Source organism: Pseudomonas sp. C321 (genome assembly GCF_055407105.1).
The window spans coordinates 296,525-316,323 of the sequence record NZ_JBUZRB010000002.1 but is presented as its reverse complement, the minus strand read 5'-3'; the positions used below and the strand labels follow the sequence as shown (position 1 = coordinate 316,323).

Genomic DNA, 19,799 nt, shown 5'->3' with positions numbered 1-19,799 from the left:
TTTGCCGGATCGGTTTATCGAGGGTAAGTTGCGCGCCGGTTTTGTTGCCGCGCAGTGTTGCTGCCATGCAGCTCGGGCAACTTGGCCCAACTAGTTGAGAGGACCTCCACTTGCCAATTTCTTTATTTCGCAAAGCCTTGCTGGTCGGTGCGGGCGTCACGTTGGCAGTCAGCGTGCAGGCCGCTTCAACCGTGCATGTTTATAACTGGTCGGACTATATCGGTCCCGACACCCTGGCCAACTTTGAAAAGGCCACCGGCATCAAGCCCGTCTACGACGTGTTCGATTCCAACGAAACCCTGGAAGGCAAGTTGCTGGCCGGTCGTACCGGCTATGACGTGGTAGTGCCGTCCAACCACTTCCTCGGCAAGCAAATCAAGGCCGGTGCATTCCAGAAGCTAGACAAGTCCCAACTGAGCAACTACGCCAACCTGGACCCGGCGCTGCTCAAGCGGCTGGAAAAGAACGATCCAGGCAACCAGTACGCAGTGCCCTACCTGTGGGGCACCAATGGCATCGGTTACAACGTCGAGAAAGTCAAAGCGGCGCTGGGCGTCGACAAGATCGATTCCTGGGCGGTGCTGTTTGAGCCGGAAAACATCAAGAAGCTCTCCAAGTGCGGCGTGGCGTTCCTTGATTCGGCCGATGAAATGTTGCCGGCTGTGCTCAATTACATGGGCCTGGACCCCAACAGCCAGAACCCCGAAGACTATAAAAAGGCTGAAGCCAAGCTGATGGCGGTGCGTCCGTACGTCACTTACTTCAACTCCTCCAAGTACGTTTCCGATCTGGCCAATGGCGAGATTTGTGTCGCCGCCGGCTTCTCCGGCGACGTCTTCCAGGCCAAGGCTCGTGCGGCCGAAGCGGGCAAGGGTGTGAACATCGCCTACGTCATCCCGAAAGAAGGCGGCAACCTCTGGTTCGACGTGCTGGCGATCCCCAAGGACTCCACCAACGTCAAGGAAGCCCTCGCTTTCATCAACTATTTGCTGAAACCTGAAGTGATCGCTCAGGTCAGTGATTACGTCGGTTACGCCAACCCTAACCCAGGGGCGGACATACTGATGGAGCAATCGATACGCACCGACGAAGCGGTTTACCCTCCGCAGGCGGTTCTCGACCGGACCTTTGTCAACGGCGAGCTACCCCCGAAGGTGCAACGTTTAATGACCCGCAGCTGGACCAAGGTCAAGTCGGGCAAGTAAGGCTCAAACTATCCAAGATTTGCCCTTATTGGGCGAACTGCAAATTTTGTTGGGAGTTTCGTAAATGGCAGTTGCCTCCGGCGCCTATAAGAAAGCCCTCGAGGGCGACCAGACACCGAAAAAGGTGTTGGTCAAAATCGACCGGGTCACGAAGAAATTCGACGAGACGATTGCCGTGGACGATGTGTCCCTGGAAATCAAAAAAGGCGAGATCTTCGCCTTGCTCGGCGGTTCGGGTTCAGGCAAGTCCACCCTGCTGCGCATGCTCGCAGGTTTCGAGCGCCCGACCGAGGGCCGGATTTTCCTCGACGGAGTGGACATCACCGACATGCCGCCCTACGAGCGGCCGATCAACATGATGTTCCAGTCCTACGCCTTGTTCCCGCACATGACGGTGGCGCAGAACATCGCTTTCGGCCTGCAACAGGACAAGATCCCCAGGGCCGAGGTGGATGCCCGCGTCGCGGAAATGCTCAAGCTGGTACAGATGAGCCAGTTCGCCAAGCGCAAACCGCACCAACTGTCTGGCGGCCAGCGTCAGCGCGTGGCCCTGGCCCGCTCCCTGGCCAAGCGGCCGAAGTTGCTGTTGCTCGATGAGCCGATGGGCGCCCTGGACAAGAAGCTGCGTTCGCAAATGCAACTGGAGCTGGTGGAAATCATCGAGCGCGTGGGTGTGACCTGCGTGATGGTGACCCACGACCAGGAAGAGGCCATGACCATGGCCGAGCGCATTGCGATCATGCACCTGGGCTGGATCGCGCAGATCGGCAGCCCCATCGACATCTACGAGACGCCAACCAGCCGCCTGGTGTGCGAGTTCATCGGCAACGTCAATATCTTCGAAACCCAGGTTGTGGACGACGCCGAAGGCCACGCGCTGCTCAAGTGCCCTGACCTGGACCGCGACATCTACGTCGGCTACGGCATCGCCACCTCGCTAGAAGATAAGTCGGTGACCTACGCCATCCGCCCGGAAAAGCTGCTGGTGACCTCCGAAATGCCGACCTGCGAGCACAACTGGTCCAGCGGCAAGGTCCACGATATCGCCTACCTGGGCGGGCACTCGGTGTTTTACGTTGAGCTGCCCAGCGGCAAGCTGGTGCAGTCCTTCGTCGCCAACGCTGAACGCCGTGGCGCACGGCCGACCTGGGGTGACCAGGTCTACGTGTGGTGGGAAGACGACAGCGGCGTGGTACTTCGTTCATGAATATGAAGAAATTCAAGCGCCAGTTGCAACGAATAACCCCCGGTGGCCGGCATTTGGTCATCGGGATACCTTTCCTCTGGCTGTTCCTGTTCTTCATGCTGCCGTTCTTCATCGTCCTGAAGATCAGCTTTGCCGAAGCCGACGTAGCGATCCCGCCGTACACCGAGATCTACACCTTCGTTGAACAGAAGCTGCAGTTGGTGCTCAACCTGGCCAACTACGCGATGCTGGGCGACGACGAGTTGTACATCGCAGCCTACCTTGGCTCGCTGAAGATGGCGTTTTTCAGCACAGTGTTGTGTCTGCTGATCGGTTATCCGATGGCCTATGCCATCGCCAGCGCCCGCAAGGAAATGCAGACCGTGCTGGTGCTGCTGATCATGATGCCGACCTGGACGGCGATCCTGATCCGCGTCTATGCGTGGATGGGCATCCTCAGCAACAACGGCTTGCTCAATGGCTTCCTGATGTCCATCGGACTGATCAACGAGCCGTTCCAGATACTCAATACCAACATCGCGGTGTATATCGGCGTGGTCTATTCCTACCTGCCGTTCATGATCCTGCCGCTCTACGCCAACTTGGTCAAACATGACCAGAGTCTGCTGGAAGCCGCGTCGGACCTGGGGTCGAGTACCTTCAACAGTTTCTGGAAAATCACCGTGCCGCTGTCCAAGAACGGCATCATCGCCGGCTGCATGCTGGTGTTTATCCCGGTGGTGGGCGAGTTCGTGATCCCTGAACTGCTGGGCGGTCCGGAAACCCTGATGATCGGTAAAGTGTTGTGGCAGGAATTCTTCAACAACCGTGACTGGCCGGTGGCTTCTGCCCTGGCGGTGGTGATGCTGGCGATCCTGATCGTGCCGATCATCCTGTTCAACCGCAGCCAAGCCAAAGAGATGGAGGGCAAGATATGAAGCGCTTCAGTTTCTCCAGCTTTATGCTGGTCGTCGGGCTGCTGTTCATCTACCTGCCGATGCTGATCTTGGTGATCTATTCGTTCAACGAGTCGAAACTGGTGACGGTGTGGGGCGGCTGGTCGATCAAGTGGTATGTCGGCCTGCTGGATAACACCCAACTGATGGGCTCGGTAGCGCGCTCCCTGGAAATCGCCTGCTACACGGCGGTGGCGGCAGTGGCGTTGGGCACGTTGGCGGCATTTGTGCTGACGCGCATCAGCCAGTTCAAGGGCCGTACGCTGTTCGGCGGCCTGGTGACGGCGCCTCTGGTGATGCCAGAAGTGATCACCGGTCTGTCGCTGTTGCTGCTGTTTGTAGCCATGGCGCAGATGATCGGCTGGCCCCAGGAACGTGGCATCGTCACCATCTGGATCGCTCACACCACGTTCTGTTCGGCGTATGTGGCGGTGGTGGTGTCGGCGCGCTTGCGTGAGCTGGACCTGTCGATCGAAGAAGCGGCGATGGACCTGGGCGCACGGCCGTGGAAGGTGTTCTTCCTGATCACCATCCCGATGATCGCGCCGTCGTTGGCGGCGGGTGGGATGATGTCCTTCGCGCTGTCCCTGGATGACTTGGTATTGGCCAGCTTTGTCTCGGGGCCGGGTTCCACCACGTTGCCGATGGAAGTGTTCTCGGCGGTGCGTCTGGGGGTTAAACCCGAGATCAATGCCGTGGCCAGTCTGATCCTGTTGGCGGTGTCGCTGGTGACCTTCCTGGTGTGGTTCTTCAGCCGCCGTGCCGAAGAGCGCCGCAAGAAGGCGATCCAGCAGGCGATTGAAGAAGCGGCAGCGGACGGTTGGAAGCAGCCAGATGCGCGTCGGGCGCCTGCGCCGGTTTAATCAGGTCTACCTGAAGAAACTGGATCAAAATGTGGGAGCTGGCTTGCCTGCGATGAGGCTCTGTCAGTCGACTGATTGGTTGACTGATACACCGCCATTGCAGGCAAGCCCCCTCGCCACAAGCCCAGCACATGCGCAGCGTGTTCAATCGCAGGCTTGGAGTGACGCCGCAACAATTCAGGCTGAATTTCGCGGCGCCAGTTTGAGCGCTATTGCGCGGCTCTGGCCGGCAACAGTTTGAGCGTACTTCGGGTATTGGCCGTCACTTCCTCATCATTGAAGTGCGCCTGCTCATACCCACCCTCGATATACGTTTCTGCCTGGTCGGCGTAGTGCTTGTCGAACGGCACGCCGCTTTGCCCTACCGGGTTGATGGTCAGGGCGTGCGCGGCGTCGGCGAAGTCGATCAGGCGCCGGGTTGACGGCCCATAAGTCACCGGCCAGGGCGCCGGCCCGATGGCGGCAGACAGGTTATTTGGCACTTCGTGGGTGCCGGGGGCCGCGAAGGGGCCGACATTGACGATCTGGTCCAACGGCTTCTGCGAGCCCAGCGGATGGCCATGAGTCAGGGTATGCGCCTTGCCCCACTGCCACTGCGCCGGGTTATCGCCGAAGGTGGCCTTGAGGTGCTTCAGGCTGGCTTGCCAGGCGATCCGGACGGTGTCGGCGCGGGTTTCCTTGAGTGGGGTGGTGCGGTTGTCCCACCACGGCGAGTCGGTGGCAGCGGCGAGGCGCGGCAGGGCGGAGTCGATGACTCGGGTCGAGAGCAGTGTTTGGAACATGGCGTCGCCCAGCTCGTCACGCATCGCGGCATCAGCAAGATCAAACAGCAACTGGTTGAACAGCGTGGCGCTGGTGGAGTCGAGCGGGTAATCACCTTTCCACGCGGCCAGTTGCTCCACCAGTTTCAACTCTGCCGGGTCCTTGACCACATCACGCAGTACTGGCAACAGCGGCGCCAGCAGCCTTGGCCCGTAGGCGGTGGTGGTGCCGAGCTGCAAGGCCTGGCTGTTTTCCAGATCCCATTTCACGCGGTTGTCGCTCAATTGCGCGTTCAACTGTTGGCCGCGATCCGCCAGGTTGTAATAGCCAGGGATCTCCATGCCGGTGGGCGACACGGGCTGGGCGTTGGCGGAGACCACGTAGCCACGCGCCGGATTTTCTTCCTGGGGGTTGGCGCTGAACGGGTAGAAGCCGAGCTTGTCGGCCTGGGTGGTGCTGCCATCGAGGATAAAGCCGGGCTTGACGTCGGCCGGGCGGATTGGCAACTGCGCCGCCGCCCACCAGCCGATATCGCCCTTGGCGTTAGCCCAGACGATATTCAGTCCCGGTGCGTGGACCTTGGCAACGGCGCTGCGAGCCTTGGCCAGGGTGTTGGCACGATTGAGCTGGTAGAAGCCGTCGAGGATCGGATTCTCGGTTTCGAGGAACGCCCACCACATGGCGATCGGCGTCTTGCCAGCGTTTGCGCCGAGCACGTCATTGATGATCGGGCCGTGGGGCGATTGACGCAGGGTCAGCGTCACCGGGGCCTGGCCCTTGACGGCGATCTGCTGCTCGCTGCTGGTCATGTCGACCCACTGGTCGTGGTAGCGGACCTGATTGGCGTTGTCCGGGTTGACCTGCTCGGCGATCAGGTCCAGATCATCGTTCTGGAACATGGTCAGGCTCCAGCCGAAATCCTTGTTGTGCCCCAGGAACGCTACCGGCACCAGCGCATTGTGATAACCGTAGAGTTCAAAGCCCGGCGCCGACAACTGCGCCTCGTACCACACCGACGGCACCGAGAAGCGGATATGCGGGTCGCCAGCCAGCAACGGCTTGCCGCTCTTGGTGCGTGCGCCGCTGATGGCCCAGGCGTTGCTGCCCTCGAACTGCGGCAGGCCGTTATCGGCCAAAGCCTGCTCGCTCAGGCGGGCGATGGCGCCAAGGTCTTTCCAGTCGCCGGCGGCCAGGCCAAGATCGCCCCTGGGTTTCCAATCAAGGTCGAAAGCCTTCAGGTAGTCGCTGCCGAGTTGATCGCGTACGTAAGTCAGCAAGGGCTCGGTACGAAAGGCGGCGGCAAAGCTGTAGGCCAGGTAGCCGGCGATGCTGATGGTGTCTTCGGCGGTAAACGGGCGCTTGGGAATACCCAGTACGTCGAACTCCATGGGTTTGGCGTGGCTGTCCTGATACTGGTTGACACCGTCCAGGTAGGCTTGCAGGGCTTTCCAGTGGGGCGACTGGCGGTCCATCTGCGCTGCATAAGTAGTGGCGCGGTCACGGATACGCAGGCTGCGAAACAGTTTGTCGGTGTCCAGCAACTTGGGGCCGAGCACTTCGGCCAGTTCGCCACGGGCCAGGCGGCGCATGATTTCCATCTGGAACAGCCGGTCCTGGGCATGCACATAGCCAAGGGCGCGGTACAGGTCGGCTTCGTTCTCGGCGCGTATATGGGGTACGCCACGGTCGTCATAGCGAACAGTGACCGAGCCTTGCAGGTTGGCCATCTCTACCGTGCCCTGGCGGGTCGGCTGCTTGCTGTAGACGTACCAGCCGGCGCTGAGGGCGATCAGCACCAGTAGGGCTGCGAGGACCGACAACACGCGCTTCATGGAAATTCCTTAGTGAGAATGGGACAGCAGACTACAAACCTTCCGACCAGGAACAATAGCAGCCCACCGCCAGAGTGTGGGTCGCGTTCACGTCGCGTCCACCCTTGAGTGCCTGCAGGATAGGTTCGATAAAGCTGTTGCTGGAATTACAGGTCAGCCCTTCGCTGTAAGGCCCGAAATAGGCCAGCTTGCCCGTGCGATCCCAAATCCCCACGGCGGGGCTGGCGGGCACGTGTTCGGCGCCGGGCAGGGCCGTGAGGACTTTCATTGCGCCGAGGGTCGTGGGCAACTGGCCGTGGCTGCCGGCTTTTTGCAGGGCGTAGAACTCCACGCCCTGGGGTGCGTATTGCTCGATCAATTCACTGAGGTGCTGTTGATTGCCGACGTTGCACGGGCACGCTGGGTCCCAGAAATGTACCAGGCGAATCGGGCCCGGCCCGGCGAGGTCGTCGGGCAGCTTGAGCATGTCCCCGGAAAACACCGCCGTGTGTTCGCTGAAGGCCCGCAGGTAGCGATCCTGGAACCAGTCATACGCCGCCCACAACACCACTGCGCAGATCAGTACGATCAGGCTGGCGAACAGGGCCGTGCGGTAAGGCTTTCGCATTCAGATCAATCCTCGAAGGACGCGTAGCTTGCCATGCTTGCCCTGACAGATGAATATCGCAGCTCGATAAAACCTGTGCAGCGCACCAAGCCTCTAGTCTGGAACCTCTTATGCCCGTGACCTTTGACCCCGATCACCTTCGCGAAAGCTTGCGGCCGTTGGTGGATGCGCAGCCGCTCTCAGCCGAGGCCCGGGTTTATCAGCGCTTCTATGGTCTGGACCTGGCGGCCCGCAAGGAGCCGGTTGTCAGCCGCCTGGGGCGTTTTGAGGTCGACGGGTTCGAGGTGGTCAGCCAGGTCTGGTGGCCACGGCAACCTGTGGCAACGATGTTCCTGTTTCACGGTTTCTACGATCACATGGGGCTGTACCGCAACGTGGTGGACTGGGGCCTGGACCAGGGTTTCGTGGTGATCGCCTGCGACCTGCCGGGCCACGGGCTGTCCAGTGGCGAGCGGGCCAGCATCGACGACTTCGCGGTGTACCAGAACGTGGTGCAGGTGCTGTTCGAGCAGGCCAAGGCGTTGCAACTGCCTCAGCCGTGGCACCTATTCGGGCAAAGCACCGGCGGGGCGATTGTAGTGGACCACCTGCTCAACCACGGCGTCGACAGCCCGGCACAAGGCAAGACGTTCCTGTTGTCACCGCTGGTCCGGCCTCGGGCCTGGGGTTGGTCGCAGCTCAGCTATTACTTGCTCAAGCCGTTCGTCAAAGGCATTGCCCGACGCTTCAGCGATAACACCAACGACCCTGGGTTCAGGCCGTTCCTGGAAGCGGACCCGTTGCAGTCGCGGCAATTGCCCACCGCCTGGGTGGGCGCGCTGGCACTCTGGATCAAGCGTATCGAAGCCGCACCGCGCAGCAGTCGGCGGCCGCTGATTGTGCAGGGGGAAGACGATATGACGGTGGATTGGCAGCACAATTTGCAAGTGTTGCAGGGGAAGTTTGATCAGCCTGAGATTCTGATGTTGCCGCGCGGCAGGCATCATTTGGCCAATGAGATTCCGCAGATTCGCCAAGAGTATTTCAAGTTCCTCACCGACCACCTGAGCTGACCGAAATCTACAGGTGGGAGCGGGCTTGCCCGCTCCACATTTATTACGGTGCGAGGCTCGATGTACTTTGGCCGACGGCCAGGCCGGCGCGGATCGCGGCCAAGGCCGCTTGATAGTAAGCCTTGCCTTCCGGCGACTCGGCAAACGTAGCGAATTCTTCCAATTCTGGGTCGGACAAATCGCGATAGACGTACAACAGCGTGTTGTGCAAGTCATTGCCAATCTGCTGCATCAAACGCTCGCGCTGGCCGTTCAACATGCCTTGGGCCTGACCGCCGCCCAGTAGGCCGGGAATCATCTGGCTCAAGCTGTCGGCCGCCACACCGGCAATCGCCAGGCTGACCTCGGCGCCGGCTTCTCGGGCGGGCAGCGCCTGGGCCAGGTGGCCGATGATCAGGCTACGGGTGGCATCGGCCTGGATTTGCGGCAGGCCCTGGGCGTTTTTCGCCAACTGATCCCGACGGGTCGCGAGCAATTCGGCGGCGACGATCTTGCTGCCCAAGGGCGACTGGAAGAAGGCCAGTGCAGGTTTTGGGTCCACCAGATTTTTGCGCAACTGCGCCTCGGCCCGCTGATCCATGGCCTTGGGGTTGAAGCGCTTACTGCTGTTGTCCACCAGCGCCTGATATACGGCGGGCGGCAAGCTGTTGCGATAGCGTTGCTGGGCAGCACTCAAGGCGTCATTAAAATGCGCGCGTTGTTCTGGCCAGCCGGCGACCGTGTACAACTGGTCATGGCTGTCTGCCCAAGCGGGTAAAACGCAGAACATCAGCAAGGAAAAAAACAAACGACGCATATGGACTCCTGTCAGTCGGCCACTATTGTCCGTGTCGGGCGTAGGATTTGTCGAGAAGTCCTATCAGTCACCTGACTAAAGTGTATTCAGATGCTCAGCGGCGCTGTCGGATTCACAGGCGTATGGATACTATGCGCGCCATGCAAATACCCTCTGATCACCCGCTGTTGTTACGCATCGTCGACGACCTGGCTGTGAAGGGCTGGTCGCAGCAGAACATCTTCCTGCCAGAGGCTCTGACCCTGGAACTGGCGGCTGAGTGCCATAAACGTGCCGCTGAAGGTGAATTGGCACCAGCGGCCGTTGGGCGCGGGCCGTTTCAGGAGATTCGCGAGGGTATTCGCGGTGATCACATTCAATGGCTGGAAGCCGGCCAGGTCGCTGCCTGCGACAATTACCTCGACCTGATGGACAGCCTGCGGGTGGCGATGAATCGAGGCCTGTTCCTCGGTCTGGAAGATTTTGAAAGCCATTTCGCCCTGTACCCGCCGGGAGCGTTTTACCTCAGGCATATTGACCGCTTTCGCGACGACGACCGGCGTATGGTCTCTGCGGTGATCTACTTGAACAATGCCTGGCTGCCTGAGCATGGTGGCCAGTTGCGCATGTACCTTGACGAGGGTGTGGAGCACGATGTGGTGCCCACCGGCGGTTGCCTGGTGGTGTTCCTGTCGGGTGAAGTGCCCCATGAAGTCCTGCCCGCCACCCGCGAGCGCCTGTCCTTGACGGGCTGGTTTCGCCGGCGGGGCAACGAGCCGTTTTAATCATGGAAAAAATCTTGATCAGCCGCTGCCTGCTCGGGCATCGCGTGCGATACGACGGCGGGGCCAGCGGGCCTTTTGATCAACTGGCCGCTTGGCAGGCCGAAGGCCGCGTGGTTGCAGTGTGCCCAGAAGTAGCCGGTGGCTTGCCGACGCCACGTCCGTCTGCCGAAATTCCGGGCGGGCAGGGCGTTGATGTCTGGGAAGGCCGCGCTAAGGTGCTGACGGCTGAAGGTGAAGACTTCAGCGAAGCCTTCCTCGACGGCGCGCGTCAGGCGTTGGCGTTGGTGCAGCGCCACGGTATTCGTATTGCGGTGCTCAAGGCCAATAGCCCGTCATGCGGCAATCTGCTGACCTATGACGGCACCTTCACCGGCGTGAAGGTAAGCGGCGAAGGAGTGACAGCGGCGTTGCTCAAGCGCCATGGAGTGTTGGTGTTCAGTGAGCTGGAGCTGCCCGAGGCGGCACAGGCGCTGGCATACCTCTCAAATCCGCACTGACCTAATGTGGGCTCGACAGCACCCACATTGATCGAGTTTAGTCAGCCCTCGCCACCGGCTTGCTCGCATCCATCCCGAACCATTTCTCTGACAACGCCGTCAGCCGGCCATCCGCCTTGATCCGTTGCAGCGCCTTGTCCAGGCTCGACTTGAACGCCGGGTTGCCCTTCTGGAAGGGAATCGCCAGGCTCAAGGTCGGGCCGACGGTTGCACCTTCCTTGACCGGTAACTGACTGTCGCGAATCGCGTAGGGAATCAGCAGCCGATCACTGATGGCCGCATCGATCTGCTGGTCGGCCACGTCCTTGATCGGTTGTTTGGCGTCGGCGTAGCTGCGCAGGTCGACACCTTCTGCGGTGCGCGCCTGCTCCACAAACTGACTGCCTTGGGCCACGCCCAGCACCTTGCCCTTGAACGCGTCAAGGCTGCCCAATGGGCGGTTTTCCTGCTTGCGCACAATCAACTGGGCACTGGAATAACTATAGGGTTCGCTGAAATCGAAACGATCCTGCAGTTCAGGAGTCACAGCGATATGGTTGATCGCCACGTCGTACTTGCCGCTTTCCACGCCGGGCAGCATGTCCGTGGCATCGGTGGTGATAAAGGAGGCGCGTACGTCCATCTCTTTGGCCAGCAACTCACCCAGTTCCACTTCAAAGCCGGTGAGCTTGTCGCCTTCCTTGAAGTTGAAGGGCGGTGTGTTGGCCTCCAGGGCAATGCGCAATTCACCGCGATCAAACACATCATCGAACATTTCGGCATGAGCTAGGGGGCTCATCAGGGGTAGCAAAAGTAACAGGCCAGGCAAAAAATGCATGGTCACTCCTAAAGAATTCGAATGTGCGAGGCGTCGTTCAGACTCGCTTTGCTATGGTGTTGAGTGCCTTGGACAACGATTTGTCGCTAAGTTGTCATAACCCTACAGATTTCACAAAAAAACTGGAGAAGTTAATGAAAGCCTTTTTGTCCCGTGCAACCCTGGCCAGCCTATTGCTGGGTGCTTCGATGCTGGCGACAGCCGCAGACGGTATCCCCCGCAGCGAACCACCGGCTGATGCCAAAGTCTTCATCGTCTCGCCCAAAGACGGCGCCACTGTCGATAAGACTTTCACCGTCAAGTTCGGCATGGGAGGCCTGAAATTGGCCCCAGCCACCGACCAGACCCCAGGCACCGGTCACCACCACCTGCTGGTCGACCAGAAAGCACTGCCTGACGCCAGCGTGCCGATTCCGGCTACCGACACCGTGATCCACTACGGCAAGGCCCAGACGGAAACCGAACTGACCCTCACTCCAGGTAAGCACACCTTGCAACTGGTGGCCGGCGACAAGCTGCACATGCAGTTCAACCCGACTGTAGCGTCTAAAGTCATTACGGTTAACGTTAAGTAAGATTTGTTCAGACAAAAAAAGGGAGACCCGAGGGTCTCCCTTTTTCGTGGGCGCTTGAAACCTAGAACAACACGCGGCTACGAATCGTGCCGTTGATGTGCTGCAGCTTCTCTTGCGCCAGGTCCGAGTACTCGGCGTCGACGTCGATGACGACGTAGCCGACTTTCTCGTTGGTCTGCAGGAACTGACCGGAAATGTTGATGCCGTTTTCCGCGAAGACCTTGTTGATCTCGCTCATCACACCCGGAATGTTCTTGTGGATGTGCAGCAGGCGGTGCTTGCCAGGGTGAGCCGGCAGCGCCACTTCCGGGAAGTTGACCGAGGACACCGACGTACCGTTGTCGCTGTACTTGACCAGCTTCTCCGCCACTTCCAGGCCGATGTTGGCCTGGGCTTCAGCGGTGGAACCGCCGATGTGTGGGGTCAGGATCACATTGTCCAGGCCACGCAGCGGGCTTTCGAAGATGTCGTCGTTGGAGCGAGGCTCTACCGGGAACACGTCGATGGCGGCGCCGATCAGGTGCTTGTCCTTGATCGCGTCGGCCAGGGCGTCCAGTTCGACCACGGTGCCGCGAGCAGCGTTGATCAAGATTCCGCCCTTCTTGATGGCGCGGATTTCTTTCTCGCCCATCATCCACTGGGTTTCAGCGGTTTCCGGAACGTGCAGGGTGACGATGTCCGACATGCCCAGCAGCTCAGTCAGGCTGGAGACCTGAGTGGCGTTGCCCAGCGGCAATTTGGTCAGGGTGTCGTAGAAGTACACCTGCATGCCCAGGCCTTCGGCCAGGACCGACAATTGCGTGCCGATCGAGCCGTAACCGACGATACCCAACTTCTTGCCACGGATTTCGAAGGAGTTGGCCGCGCTTTTGATCCAGCCGCCACGGTGGCAGGAAGCGTTCTTCTCAGGGATACCGCGCAGCAGCAGGATGGCCTCGGCCAGCACCAGTTCAGCAACGGAACGGGTGTTGGAGTACGGTGCGTTGAACACCGCGATGCCGCGCTCGCGCGCAGCGTTGAGGTCGACCTGGTTGGTGCCGATGCAGAAACACCCTACAGCCACAAGCTTCTTGGCATGGTCGAAGATTTCTTCGGTCAACTGGGTGCGGGAGCGGATGCCGATAAAGTGCGCGTCGGCGATCTTTTCCTTGAGCTGGGATTCCGGCAGAGAACTGGTGATGTACTCAATGCTGGTGTACCCGGAGGCCTTCAGGACGTCGACGGCCGATGGGTGGACGCCTTCCAGAAGAAGGAACTTGATCTTGCTCTTATCGAGAGAAGTCTTGCTCATCTGCGTAAACCTGTATCCCGGAGAAAATTGGCAGGGAGTCGAGCAGCGCAAGCTGACCCGGACGGCAGGAAAGCCGTCACCGCAGAACGCCCTTGGGCACTATCCTGCGGGGGCGGTATGCTAGCATACGTGCCCCGCTAAACACCCATTCCTGCGACGTGAAGCGTTCTCAGGATGACCATGAATTGTTCGAGAGTTCTGTCGATGACCCATCCTGCCCTGATTGATGAGCTAAAGACCCTGGTTGAGCCTGGCAAGGTCCTGACCGATGCCGACTCCCTGAATGCTTACGGCAAGGATTGGACCAAGCATTTCGCCCCGGCCCCTACCGCCATTGTCTTCCCGAAGACCACTGAACAGGTGCAGGCCATTGTTCGCTGGGCCAATGCACACAAGGTCGCGCTGGTGCCGTCCGGTGGTCGCACGGGACTTTCGGCCGCAGCGGTAGCCTCCAATGGCGAAGTGGTGGTGTCGTTCGACTATATGAACCAGATCCTCGACGTGAACCTCACCGATCGCACCGCCGTGTGCCAACCGGGCGTGGTCACCAAGCAGTTGCAGAACACCGCCGAAGAAAAAGGCCTGTACTACCCGGTGGACTTCGCGTCGTCCGGTTCCAGCCAGATTGGCGGCAATATCGGCACCAATGCCGGCGGGATCAAGGTGATTCGCTACGGCATGACCCGTAACTGGGTCGCGGGCATGAAAGTGGTCACCGGCAAGGGCGACCTGCTGGAGCTGAACAAAGACCTGATCAAGAACGCTACCGGCTACGACATGCGCCAGCTGTTTATCGGCGCCGAGGGCACCCTGGGCTTTGTGGTTGAAGCGACCATGCGCCTGGACCGGGCGCCGAAAAACCTCACTGCCATGGTTCTCGGTACCACCGATTTCGACTCGATCATGCCCGTGTTGCACGCCTTCCAGAGCAAGCTGGACTTGACCGCCTTCGAATTCTTCTCCGACAAAGCCCTGGCCAAGGTCCTTGCCCGTGGCGACGTGCTGGCGCCGTTCGAATCCGATTGCCCGTTCTACGCGTTGCTGGAATTTGAAGCGACCACTGAAGAAGTGGCCAACGATGCCCTGGAAACCTTCGAGCACTGCGTCGAACAGGGCTGGGTACTGGACGGCGTGATGAGCCAGAGCGAAACCCAACTGCATAACCTGTGGAAGCTGCGCGAGTACATCTCCGAGACCATTTCTCACTGGACGCCGTACAAGAACGACATCTCGGTCACCGTATCGAAAGTTCCGGCTTTCCTGAAGGAAATCGACGCGATCGTCGGCGAGCACTACCCAGACTTCGAAATCGTCTGGTTCGGCCACATCGGCGACGGCAACCTGCACTTGAACATCCTCAAGCCGGAAAACCTGAGCAAGGATGAGTTCTTCGCCAAGTGCGCCACCGTCAACAAGTGGGTATTCGAAACCGTCGAGAAGTACAACGGTTCGATCTCCGCCGAACACGGCGTTGGGATGACCAAACGCGATTATCTGAGCTACACCCGTTCGCCAGTAGAAATCGAATACATGAAGGCAGTGAAGGCAGTATTCGACCCGAATGGGATCATGAACCCAGGCAAGATCTTCGCTGTTTAACAGTCACGAACCAGGAGTGGGTCAATGAGCTATCAGCACAAGTACGTCGACGGGACCAATATCCACTTTCCCCTGGGGAAAGTGGTGTGTATCGGGCGCAACTACGCCGAACACGCCAAGGAACTGGATAACCCGGTACCCACCGAGCCCCTGCTGTTTATCAAGCCGGGCAGTTGCGTTGTGGCGCTGGAAGGCGGTTTCACCATCCCTGCCGAGCGTGGTTCGGTGCACTACGAAGCGGAAATTGCGGTACTGATCGGCAAACCTTTGTCGACCAAGCCCAGCCGTGAAGAAGTGCTGGACGCCATCTCTGGCTTCGCTCCGGCCCTGGATCTGACCCTGCGCGACAAACAGGCAGAGCTCAAAGCCAAGGGGCTGCCGTGGGAAATCGCCAAGTCCTTCGACGGCGCCGCGGTGATTGCACCGTTTGTAGTGGGCAGCAGTTTTGCGGACATCGCCGACATCGGCATTCGCCTGACCATCAATGGTGAGGTGCGCCAGGATGGTAATAGCGCCAGCATGCTCAATCCGATAATCCCAATGATCCAGCACATGGCTGGCTGCTTTTCGCTGCAGGCGGGTGATGTAATCCTCACCGGTACGCCTGCCGGCGTGGGGCCGTTGAATGCCGGTGATGAACTGGTGCTGGAATTGCCGGGCATCAGTCGCTTCGAAAGCAGCGTTCGCTAAACACTTGTGGCGAGCGGGCTTGCCCGCTCGCCACGACAAGCCCGCTCCCAGGTTGCCCAGCGTTGGCTTATTGCATTTTTTTCACACCTCATCTGGATAATCCCTAGCCTGCGGTACGCGGGCCTGTCGATCCTGTGCTATCACCTATAGCTGACTTTCTGGAAAGTTCTCAATGGCCGTGCCTCTTCCGTCGGTAAACCTCTCTCGCCGTTCCCGCTTCGCCATGCGCTGGTATTCCTGGCTGTTCCTGGCCGGGGCGATCATCTATGGCGTCTCCTGGGCGATGCACTGGGACGACCGTGGTGTGTTATGGGTGCTGGAGCGCTTCGAAAGCCCGGTAGAACGCCAGGAAAGCGTCTGGCTTCCGGACTATCACGCGGTGATCGACGCCAAGCTACTGCCGGGGATGGAAAAGGACGAAGCTTCGGACCTGGCCTACAACCCGCAAACCAAAACGCTGTTCTCGGTCATGGGCAAGAACCCGTTCCTGGTCGAGCTGAGCCTGCAAGGCGATGTGCTGCGCAAGATGCCGCTGCTTGGCTGGAACAACGCGGAAGGTGTGACCGTGATGGAGAACGGCGTGCTGGCCATTGTCGATGAGCGCATGCACACCCTGACCCTGGTCAAGGTCGATGCAGACACCCGCCAACTGACCTTCGCCGACTTCCCGACCTATGACCTTGGCCCGTCCAAGGACCAGAACAAAGCGTTCGAAGCCATCACCTGGGACAAACGCAACCAGCAGCTCGTACTGGGTGAGGAGCGCCCACCGGCCTTGTTCACCTGGAAAAGCGACGGCAGCCAGGCCCTGGTTGGCGACAAACAGAAGCATCCCAGCACCGAATTGGACATACGCAACCTTTCGGCCCTGAGCATCGACCCGCGCACCGGCCATATGTTGGCGCTGTCGGCCGATTCCCACCTGCTGCTGGAGTTGGATGAAACAGGCGAGCAAGTCAGCTTCATGACCTTGCTCGGCGGCTTCAACGGCTTGAAGAACACCATTCCCCGTGCTGAAGGTGTGACCATGGACGAGAACGGCACCCTGTACATGGTCAGTGAGCCAAATCTGTTCTATCGTTTCGAGAAGCAGAAATAGCAGACTGATTACGTCGGACTCTTCTCTGTCAGCGGCATTCACCAGACTGTCAGGTGCGTTTAAGCTTAAATTCAGGCGGCCGTGATATTCATTCGCCAGCTTTTACTTTGAGCCCGCTCCCATGCGTCGACTTGCCCGCCCCAAGCCCGCTTTTTTTATCCTGTTGCTGATCACCCTCGTTGCCGTGGGGGTGCTCGCTCAGCAGTTCCGCCTGTTTGAACGTGCCTGGTTCAACTGGCAGTCCTGGCGCCAGCCTGCCGACGAGCGCTCCATTGGCCTGGCGGGCTACCAAGTCGCTGTGGAGGCCCAGGTCATCGACGGCCTGGACGATGACGTCTCGGCGCTGACCTACGATCCGGTGCGCAACAGTCTGTTCACTGTCACCAATAAAAACGCCGAACTGATCGAGCTGTCCCTGGGCGGCAAGATTGTGCGGCGTATTCATTTGGTGGGCTTTGGCGATGCCGAGGCGGTGGAATTTATCAGCGAGAACACCTACGTCATCAGCGACGAAGACCAGCAACGATTGATCAAGGTTCACCTGGAGGACGATACCCAGTTTCTCGATGCCGCCGATGCCGAACAAATGACCTTGGGTTTGCACCTGGGTAGCAACAAGGGCTTTGAAGGCCTGGCCTACGACTCGGTGGGCAAACGGCTGTTTGTCGCCAAGGAAAAGGATCCGATGCTGATCTACGAAGTGCACGGCTTTCCCCATTTCAAACCAGAAAAAACCTATTCGGTACACGTCATCAACAACCCCAAGCGCGATGCAGGGCTGTTTGTGCGCGACCTGTCCAGCCTGCAATACGATGAGCGCAGCGGCCATTTGCTGGCGCTGTCCGATGAGTCGTTTCTGGTGCTGGAGCTGGATATCGACGGTCGTCCCTTGAGCAGTTTGTCGCTGCTCAAGGGACGCCATGGTTTGAAAAAACGTGTACCCCAAGCCGAAGGGATTGCCATGGACGACCACGGCACGCTCTATATGGTCAGTGAGCCGAACCTGTTCTATGTGTTCAAGAAACCGGCACCCTGAACCCAACGAACCCGCCTCGCCCCTGCAGGGGCCACCTCAATCAAAACATCCATTGCACGCCTAATGAGTAGCCGGTCTGGCTGCCCTCGGCGTGGCCCAGGCGGCCATTTACTTCGGCGTACACCCCAAGCTGCGGGGTGATTGCCAGTTGGCTGCCGACTTGCGCCCGGCCAAAGGTCTTGTCCACTGAACCGAGTTTGGCTGTACGTGCCTGGCCATCGGCGCGGGCGATCAAGTCAAGATCGTCCAGTCGACCATCCGCCAGCTCCTTGACCCAGGCGATATCGCCGTAAGGCATCAGGCTCAAGCCATAGGGCAGGGCAACTGCGCCACGCACGCGCCAGCCAAGGCTGGCTTCCAGGGAATCGAAGGACTGTTCCTGATACTCAAGGGCAGTTCGCAGGTTCTGCTTCTCGTGGAATTTATCGATGCGGTAGTGGCTGTAGTCCAGCCCGGCAAACGGCCCACTCTTGATGGCGCCGAAGTCGAAGTCGTAGCCGCCGAGCACCCGCGTGCCCAGGGACAAGGCATCGGTTTCGCCGGTCAGGTGCTGATTGAGTAGCACTGGCCCGCCATTGGCCTGGATCACCAGGTTGCGCTGGGAATCGAAGCTGCTGTGGCCGACGCTCAGGTCGCCCGCCAGCCAGGCCGGGCCGCCATCGTTCAGCAGGGCGTAGACCGCTGCTTGCCACGTGTCGCTTTCCAGTTTGCCGCGATGTTCCAGCTTGTCGCGCCCGTTGAGGTAGCTGAGGCTGGCGCCGATATTCAGATTTGAACTCAACTGGTAGTCACCCAAGGCGTGCAGCCCCAAGTGCCGGGCTTCGGGGTTGGGCGCAGTGTCGAAACCGCTGTCCGGGTTGTACTCGCCGTCGATGCCAATCTCGCCATCGAAGCTGCCCACCTCGCGGCTGGCCGATTGCAGTGTCAGCCAGCGGCGATCATGCAGACGCACCATGGACTGGTGCTGGCGTTGCAGATTGTCCTGCATATTGCGCGCAACCGCGCCGCCCGACGCGGTGGATGCCATCAAGTCGGCGTTGGTCAACTCCAGTACCAGGCGGCTGAGCAGGCGTGAATAGTCTCGCAAGCGCTGGTCGATGCGCTCCTGGCCGAAGGCGTTGGTCAGCACGGCCTTGTTGTCTTCGTTGGGATCGTGCCAGGTCGAGCCACCGGGGATCGCCGGGTTGTCGGTCTGGGTGTAGCCGTCCAGGTCCCCCAACTCCCAGTTGGTGGCTTCGATATAGAGGATCGGGATATTCAGCCCTTCAAAGGCTTCCCCGTCGCTGCAACAGCCAGTGCCAGCGGGGTATTGCGGGTCGAGGCCGGGGTTGGTGAACAGATTGATGTTCAACTCCTTGGCGATCTGTAAGGTGTGTTCGCGCAGGGAAGCCAGGGCCGGGTTGGCGGTACTGTTCTGGCCGGCGTGGGCATACATCATGTCGCCGGTTATCAGGCTGTCGAGGTTGATCATCGCCAACATGTTGGCCCGTTGGCTGGCGCTCAGCGAGTCGACGAACGCCTTGGAGCCGCGCAAACCTTCTTCCTCGGCGCCAAAGCCGACGATTTGCAGGCCGTTTTCCAGCTGCAGGCCGCCAAGGTTCTTCGCCACTTCCGTCAGCACGCTGGCGCCGGAGCCGTTATCGTCCAGGCCTTGCAAGGTTGGGCGGCCGAAATAGGTGTCGAAGTGTGCGCCGATCACCACGTATTGCGGTTTTGTGCCGGCGGCATAAGCGACCACGTTTTGCGAGGCGCGGCTGCCACCGCTCCAGGAGAAATCCTGACGGCTGATGTTGTAGGCGCTGCCCATCTGGCTCTGCATCCAGTCGGCTGCCCCGGCGAAATTGGCCGTGCCGCGATAACGACCGGGGTAGTCGTTGATCAGCTTTTCCAGGGTGGTGTTGGCGTGTTGGCCGTAATCGTAGGCCAGTGTGTGGGTCGACAGCAGGGCGCTGGCAACGCTGATAGCGAGGGCTAGAGGCTTGATCACAAGGTATATTCCTTGAAGGGGTGAGGGAGTTGCTCGGCGGGACCGATTGCACAATGCGCGCCTCATTCCATGGGGCAGTCGCGAATTGGCGCGTTGTTGGAAGTGGGGGCCGCCTGGCTATAAGTTGTAACGGATTTGATACCAGATATGGCTGAGGATGCCGTGATCTGGCGCACAAGTTGGGG

The 19,799-nt window shown here is 59.7% G+C and carries 18 protein-coding genes; 12 read left to right on the top strand and 6 right to left on the bottom strand.

Annotated elements, in window-relative coordinates:
• Window positions 1–110: 110 nt before the first annotated feature.
• The 4 genes from ACZRJ6_RS07415 to ACZRJ6_RS07400 all read left to right on the top strand — a co-directional run bounded on the left by ACZRJ6_RS07415 (window position 111) and on the right by ACZRJ6_RS07400 (window position 4,210).
• Window positions 111–1,205, top strand: a complete 1,095-nt coding sequence (locus ACZRJ6_RS07415; protein WP_463967714.1) for a polyamine ABC transporter substrate-binding protein — start codon at window positions 111–113, stop codon at window positions 1,203–1,205.
• Window positions 1,206–1,269: 64 nt separating this feature from the next.
• Window positions 1,270–2,412 (top strand): ABC transporter ATP-binding protein, encoded by a 1,143-nt coding sequence (locus ACZRJ6_RS07410; RefSeq protein ID WP_149412270.1) that lies wholly within the window; start codon window positions 1,270–1,272, stop codon window positions 2,410–2,412.
• Window positions 2,409–3,329 carry an ABC transporter permease subunit gene (locus ACZRJ6_RS07405; protein WP_463967715.1) on the top strand — a complete coding sequence of 307 codons (921 nt, stop codon included), beginning with the start codon at window positions 2,409–2,411 and terminating at the stop codon, window positions 3,327–3,329. The genes ACZRJ6_RS07410 and ACZRJ6_RS07405 overlap by 4 nt, the downstream gene beginning before the upstream one ends.
• Window positions 3,326–4,210, top strand: a complete 885-nt coding sequence (locus ACZRJ6_RS07400; RefSeq protein ID WP_133100887.1) for an ABC transporter permease subunit — start codon at window positions 3,326–3,328, stop codon at window positions 4,208–4,210. The genes ACZRJ6_RS07405 and ACZRJ6_RS07400 overlap by 4 nt, the downstream gene beginning before the upstream one ends.
• A 209-nt stretch (window positions 4,211–4,419) precedes the next feature.
• On the opposite strand, the gene ACZRJ6_RS07395 is transcribed toward ACZRJ6_RS07400, so the two are convergent.
• Entirely contained in the window at window positions 4,420–6,804 is a 2,385-nt protein-coding gene (locus ACZRJ6_RS07395; protein WP_463967716.1) for a penicillin acylase family protein, read from the bottom strand.
• Window positions 6,805–6,835: 31 nt separating this feature from the next.
• Window positions 6,836–7,411, bottom strand: a complete 576-nt coding sequence (locus tag ACZRJ6_RS07390; protein WP_463967717.1) for a DUF6436 domain-containing protein — start codon at window positions 7,409–7,411, stop codon at window positions 6,836–6,838.
• A 110-nt stretch (window positions 7,412–7,521) separates the two neighbouring features.
• On the opposite strand from ACZRJ6_RS07390, the gene bipL reads away from it, so the two are divergent.
• Window positions 7,522–8,463 carry a phospholipase BipL gene (bipL, locus tag ACZRJ6_RS07385; protein WP_463967718.1) on the top strand — a complete coding sequence of 314 codons (942 nt, stop codon included), beginning with the start codon at window positions 7,522–7,524 and terminating at the stop codon, window positions 8,461–8,463.
• Between the two features lie 43 nt (window positions 8,464–8,506).
• Here the strand turns inward: bipL and ACZRJ6_RS07380 are convergent, their stop codons facing one another.
• Window positions 8,507–9,259: a DUF2059 domain-containing protein gene (locus tag ACZRJ6_RS07380; RefSeq protein WP_463967719.1), complete on the bottom strand. Its 753-nt coding sequence runs from the start codon at window positions 9,257–9,259 to the stop codon at window positions 8,507–8,509.
• A 131-nt stretch (window positions 9,260–9,390) separates the two neighbouring features.
• On the opposite strand from ACZRJ6_RS07380, the gene ACZRJ6_RS07375 reads away from it, so the two are divergent.
• Both ACZRJ6_RS07375 and ACZRJ6_RS07370 read left to right on the top strand, forming a co-directional pair.
• The gene (locus tag ACZRJ6_RS07375; RefSeq protein ID WP_463967927.1) at window positions 9,391–10,023 is read left to right on the top strand and encodes a 2OG-Fe(II) oxygenase; all 633 of its coding nucleotides are present in this window, start codon (window positions 9,391–9,393) and stop codon (window positions 10,021–10,023) included.
• A 2-nt stretch (window positions 10,024–10,025) separates the two neighbouring features.
• Entirely contained in the window at window positions 10,026–10,520 is a 495-nt protein-coding gene (locus ACZRJ6_RS07370; protein ID WP_463967720.1) for a 2-thiouracil desulfurase family protein, read from the top strand.
• Window positions 10,521–10,557: 37 nt separating this feature from the next.
• Here ACZRJ6_RS07370 and ACZRJ6_RS07365 read toward each other — a convergent pair whose 3' ends face one another.
• A complete protein-coding gene (locus ACZRJ6_RS07365) occupies window positions 10,558–11,337 on the bottom strand; it encodes a transporter substrate-binding domain-containing protein (RefSeq protein WP_463967721.1) in 780 nt (259 codons plus the stop codon).
• A gap of 134 nt (window positions 11,338–11,471) precedes the next feature.
• Here ACZRJ6_RS07365 and ACZRJ6_RS07360 point away from each other — a divergent pair, with 134 nt between their 5' ends.
• The gene (locus tag ACZRJ6_RS07360; protein WP_133100896.1) at window positions 11,472–11,912 is read left to right on the top strand and encodes a DUF4399 domain-containing protein; all 441 of its coding nucleotides are present in this window, start codon (window positions 11,472–11,474) and stop codon (window positions 11,910–11,912) included.
• Between the two features lie 61 nt (window positions 11,913–11,973).
• On the opposite strand, the gene serA is transcribed toward ACZRJ6_RS07360, so the two are convergent.
• Window positions 11,974–13,203, bottom strand: coding sequence for a phosphoglycerate dehydrogenase (gene serA / locus ACZRJ6_RS07355; RefSeq protein WP_463967722.1), 1,230 nt, complete (start codon window positions 13,201–13,203; stop codon window positions 11,974–11,976).
• A gap of 204 nt (window positions 13,204–13,407) precedes the next feature.
• Here serA and ACZRJ6_RS07350 point away from each other — a divergent pair, with 204 nt between their 5' ends.
• The 4 genes from ACZRJ6_RS07350 to ACZRJ6_RS07335 all read left to right on the top strand — a co-directional run bounded on the left by ACZRJ6_RS07350 (window position 13,408) and on the right by ACZRJ6_RS07335 (window position 17,627).
• A complete protein-coding gene (locus ACZRJ6_RS07350) occupies window positions 13,408–14,802 on the top strand; it encodes an FAD-binding oxidoreductase (RefSeq protein WP_463967723.1) in 1,395 nt (464 codons plus the stop codon).
• Between the two features lie 24 nt (window positions 14,803–14,826).
• Complete coding sequence (locus ACZRJ6_RS07345; RefSeq protein ID WP_463967724.1) at window positions 14,827–15,492, top strand: fumarylacetoacetate hydrolase family protein; 666 nt, start codon at window positions 14,827–14,829, stop codon at window positions 15,490–15,492.
• Window positions 15,493–15,664: 172 nt separating this feature from the next.
• Entirely contained in the window at window positions 15,665–16,591 is a 927-nt protein-coding gene (locus ACZRJ6_RS07340) for an SdiA-regulated domain-containing protein (RefSeq protein ID WP_463967725.1), read from the top strand.
• Window positions 16,592–16,712: 121 nt separating this feature from the next.
• Window positions 16,713–17,627 carry an SdiA-regulated domain-containing protein gene (locus tag ACZRJ6_RS07335; RefSeq protein WP_463967726.1) on the top strand — a complete coding sequence of 305 codons (915 nt, stop codon included), beginning with the start codon at window positions 16,713–16,715 and terminating at the stop codon, window positions 17,625–17,627.
• A gap of 40 nt (window positions 17,628–17,667) precedes the next feature.
• Here the strand turns inward: ACZRJ6_RS07335 and ACZRJ6_RS07330 are convergent, their stop codons facing one another.
• Entirely contained in the window at window positions 17,668–19,614 is a 1,947-nt protein-coding gene (locus ACZRJ6_RS07330) for an autotransporter domain-containing protein (protein ID WP_463967727.1), read from the bottom strand.
• Window positions 19,615–19,799: the final 185 nt, after the last annotated feature.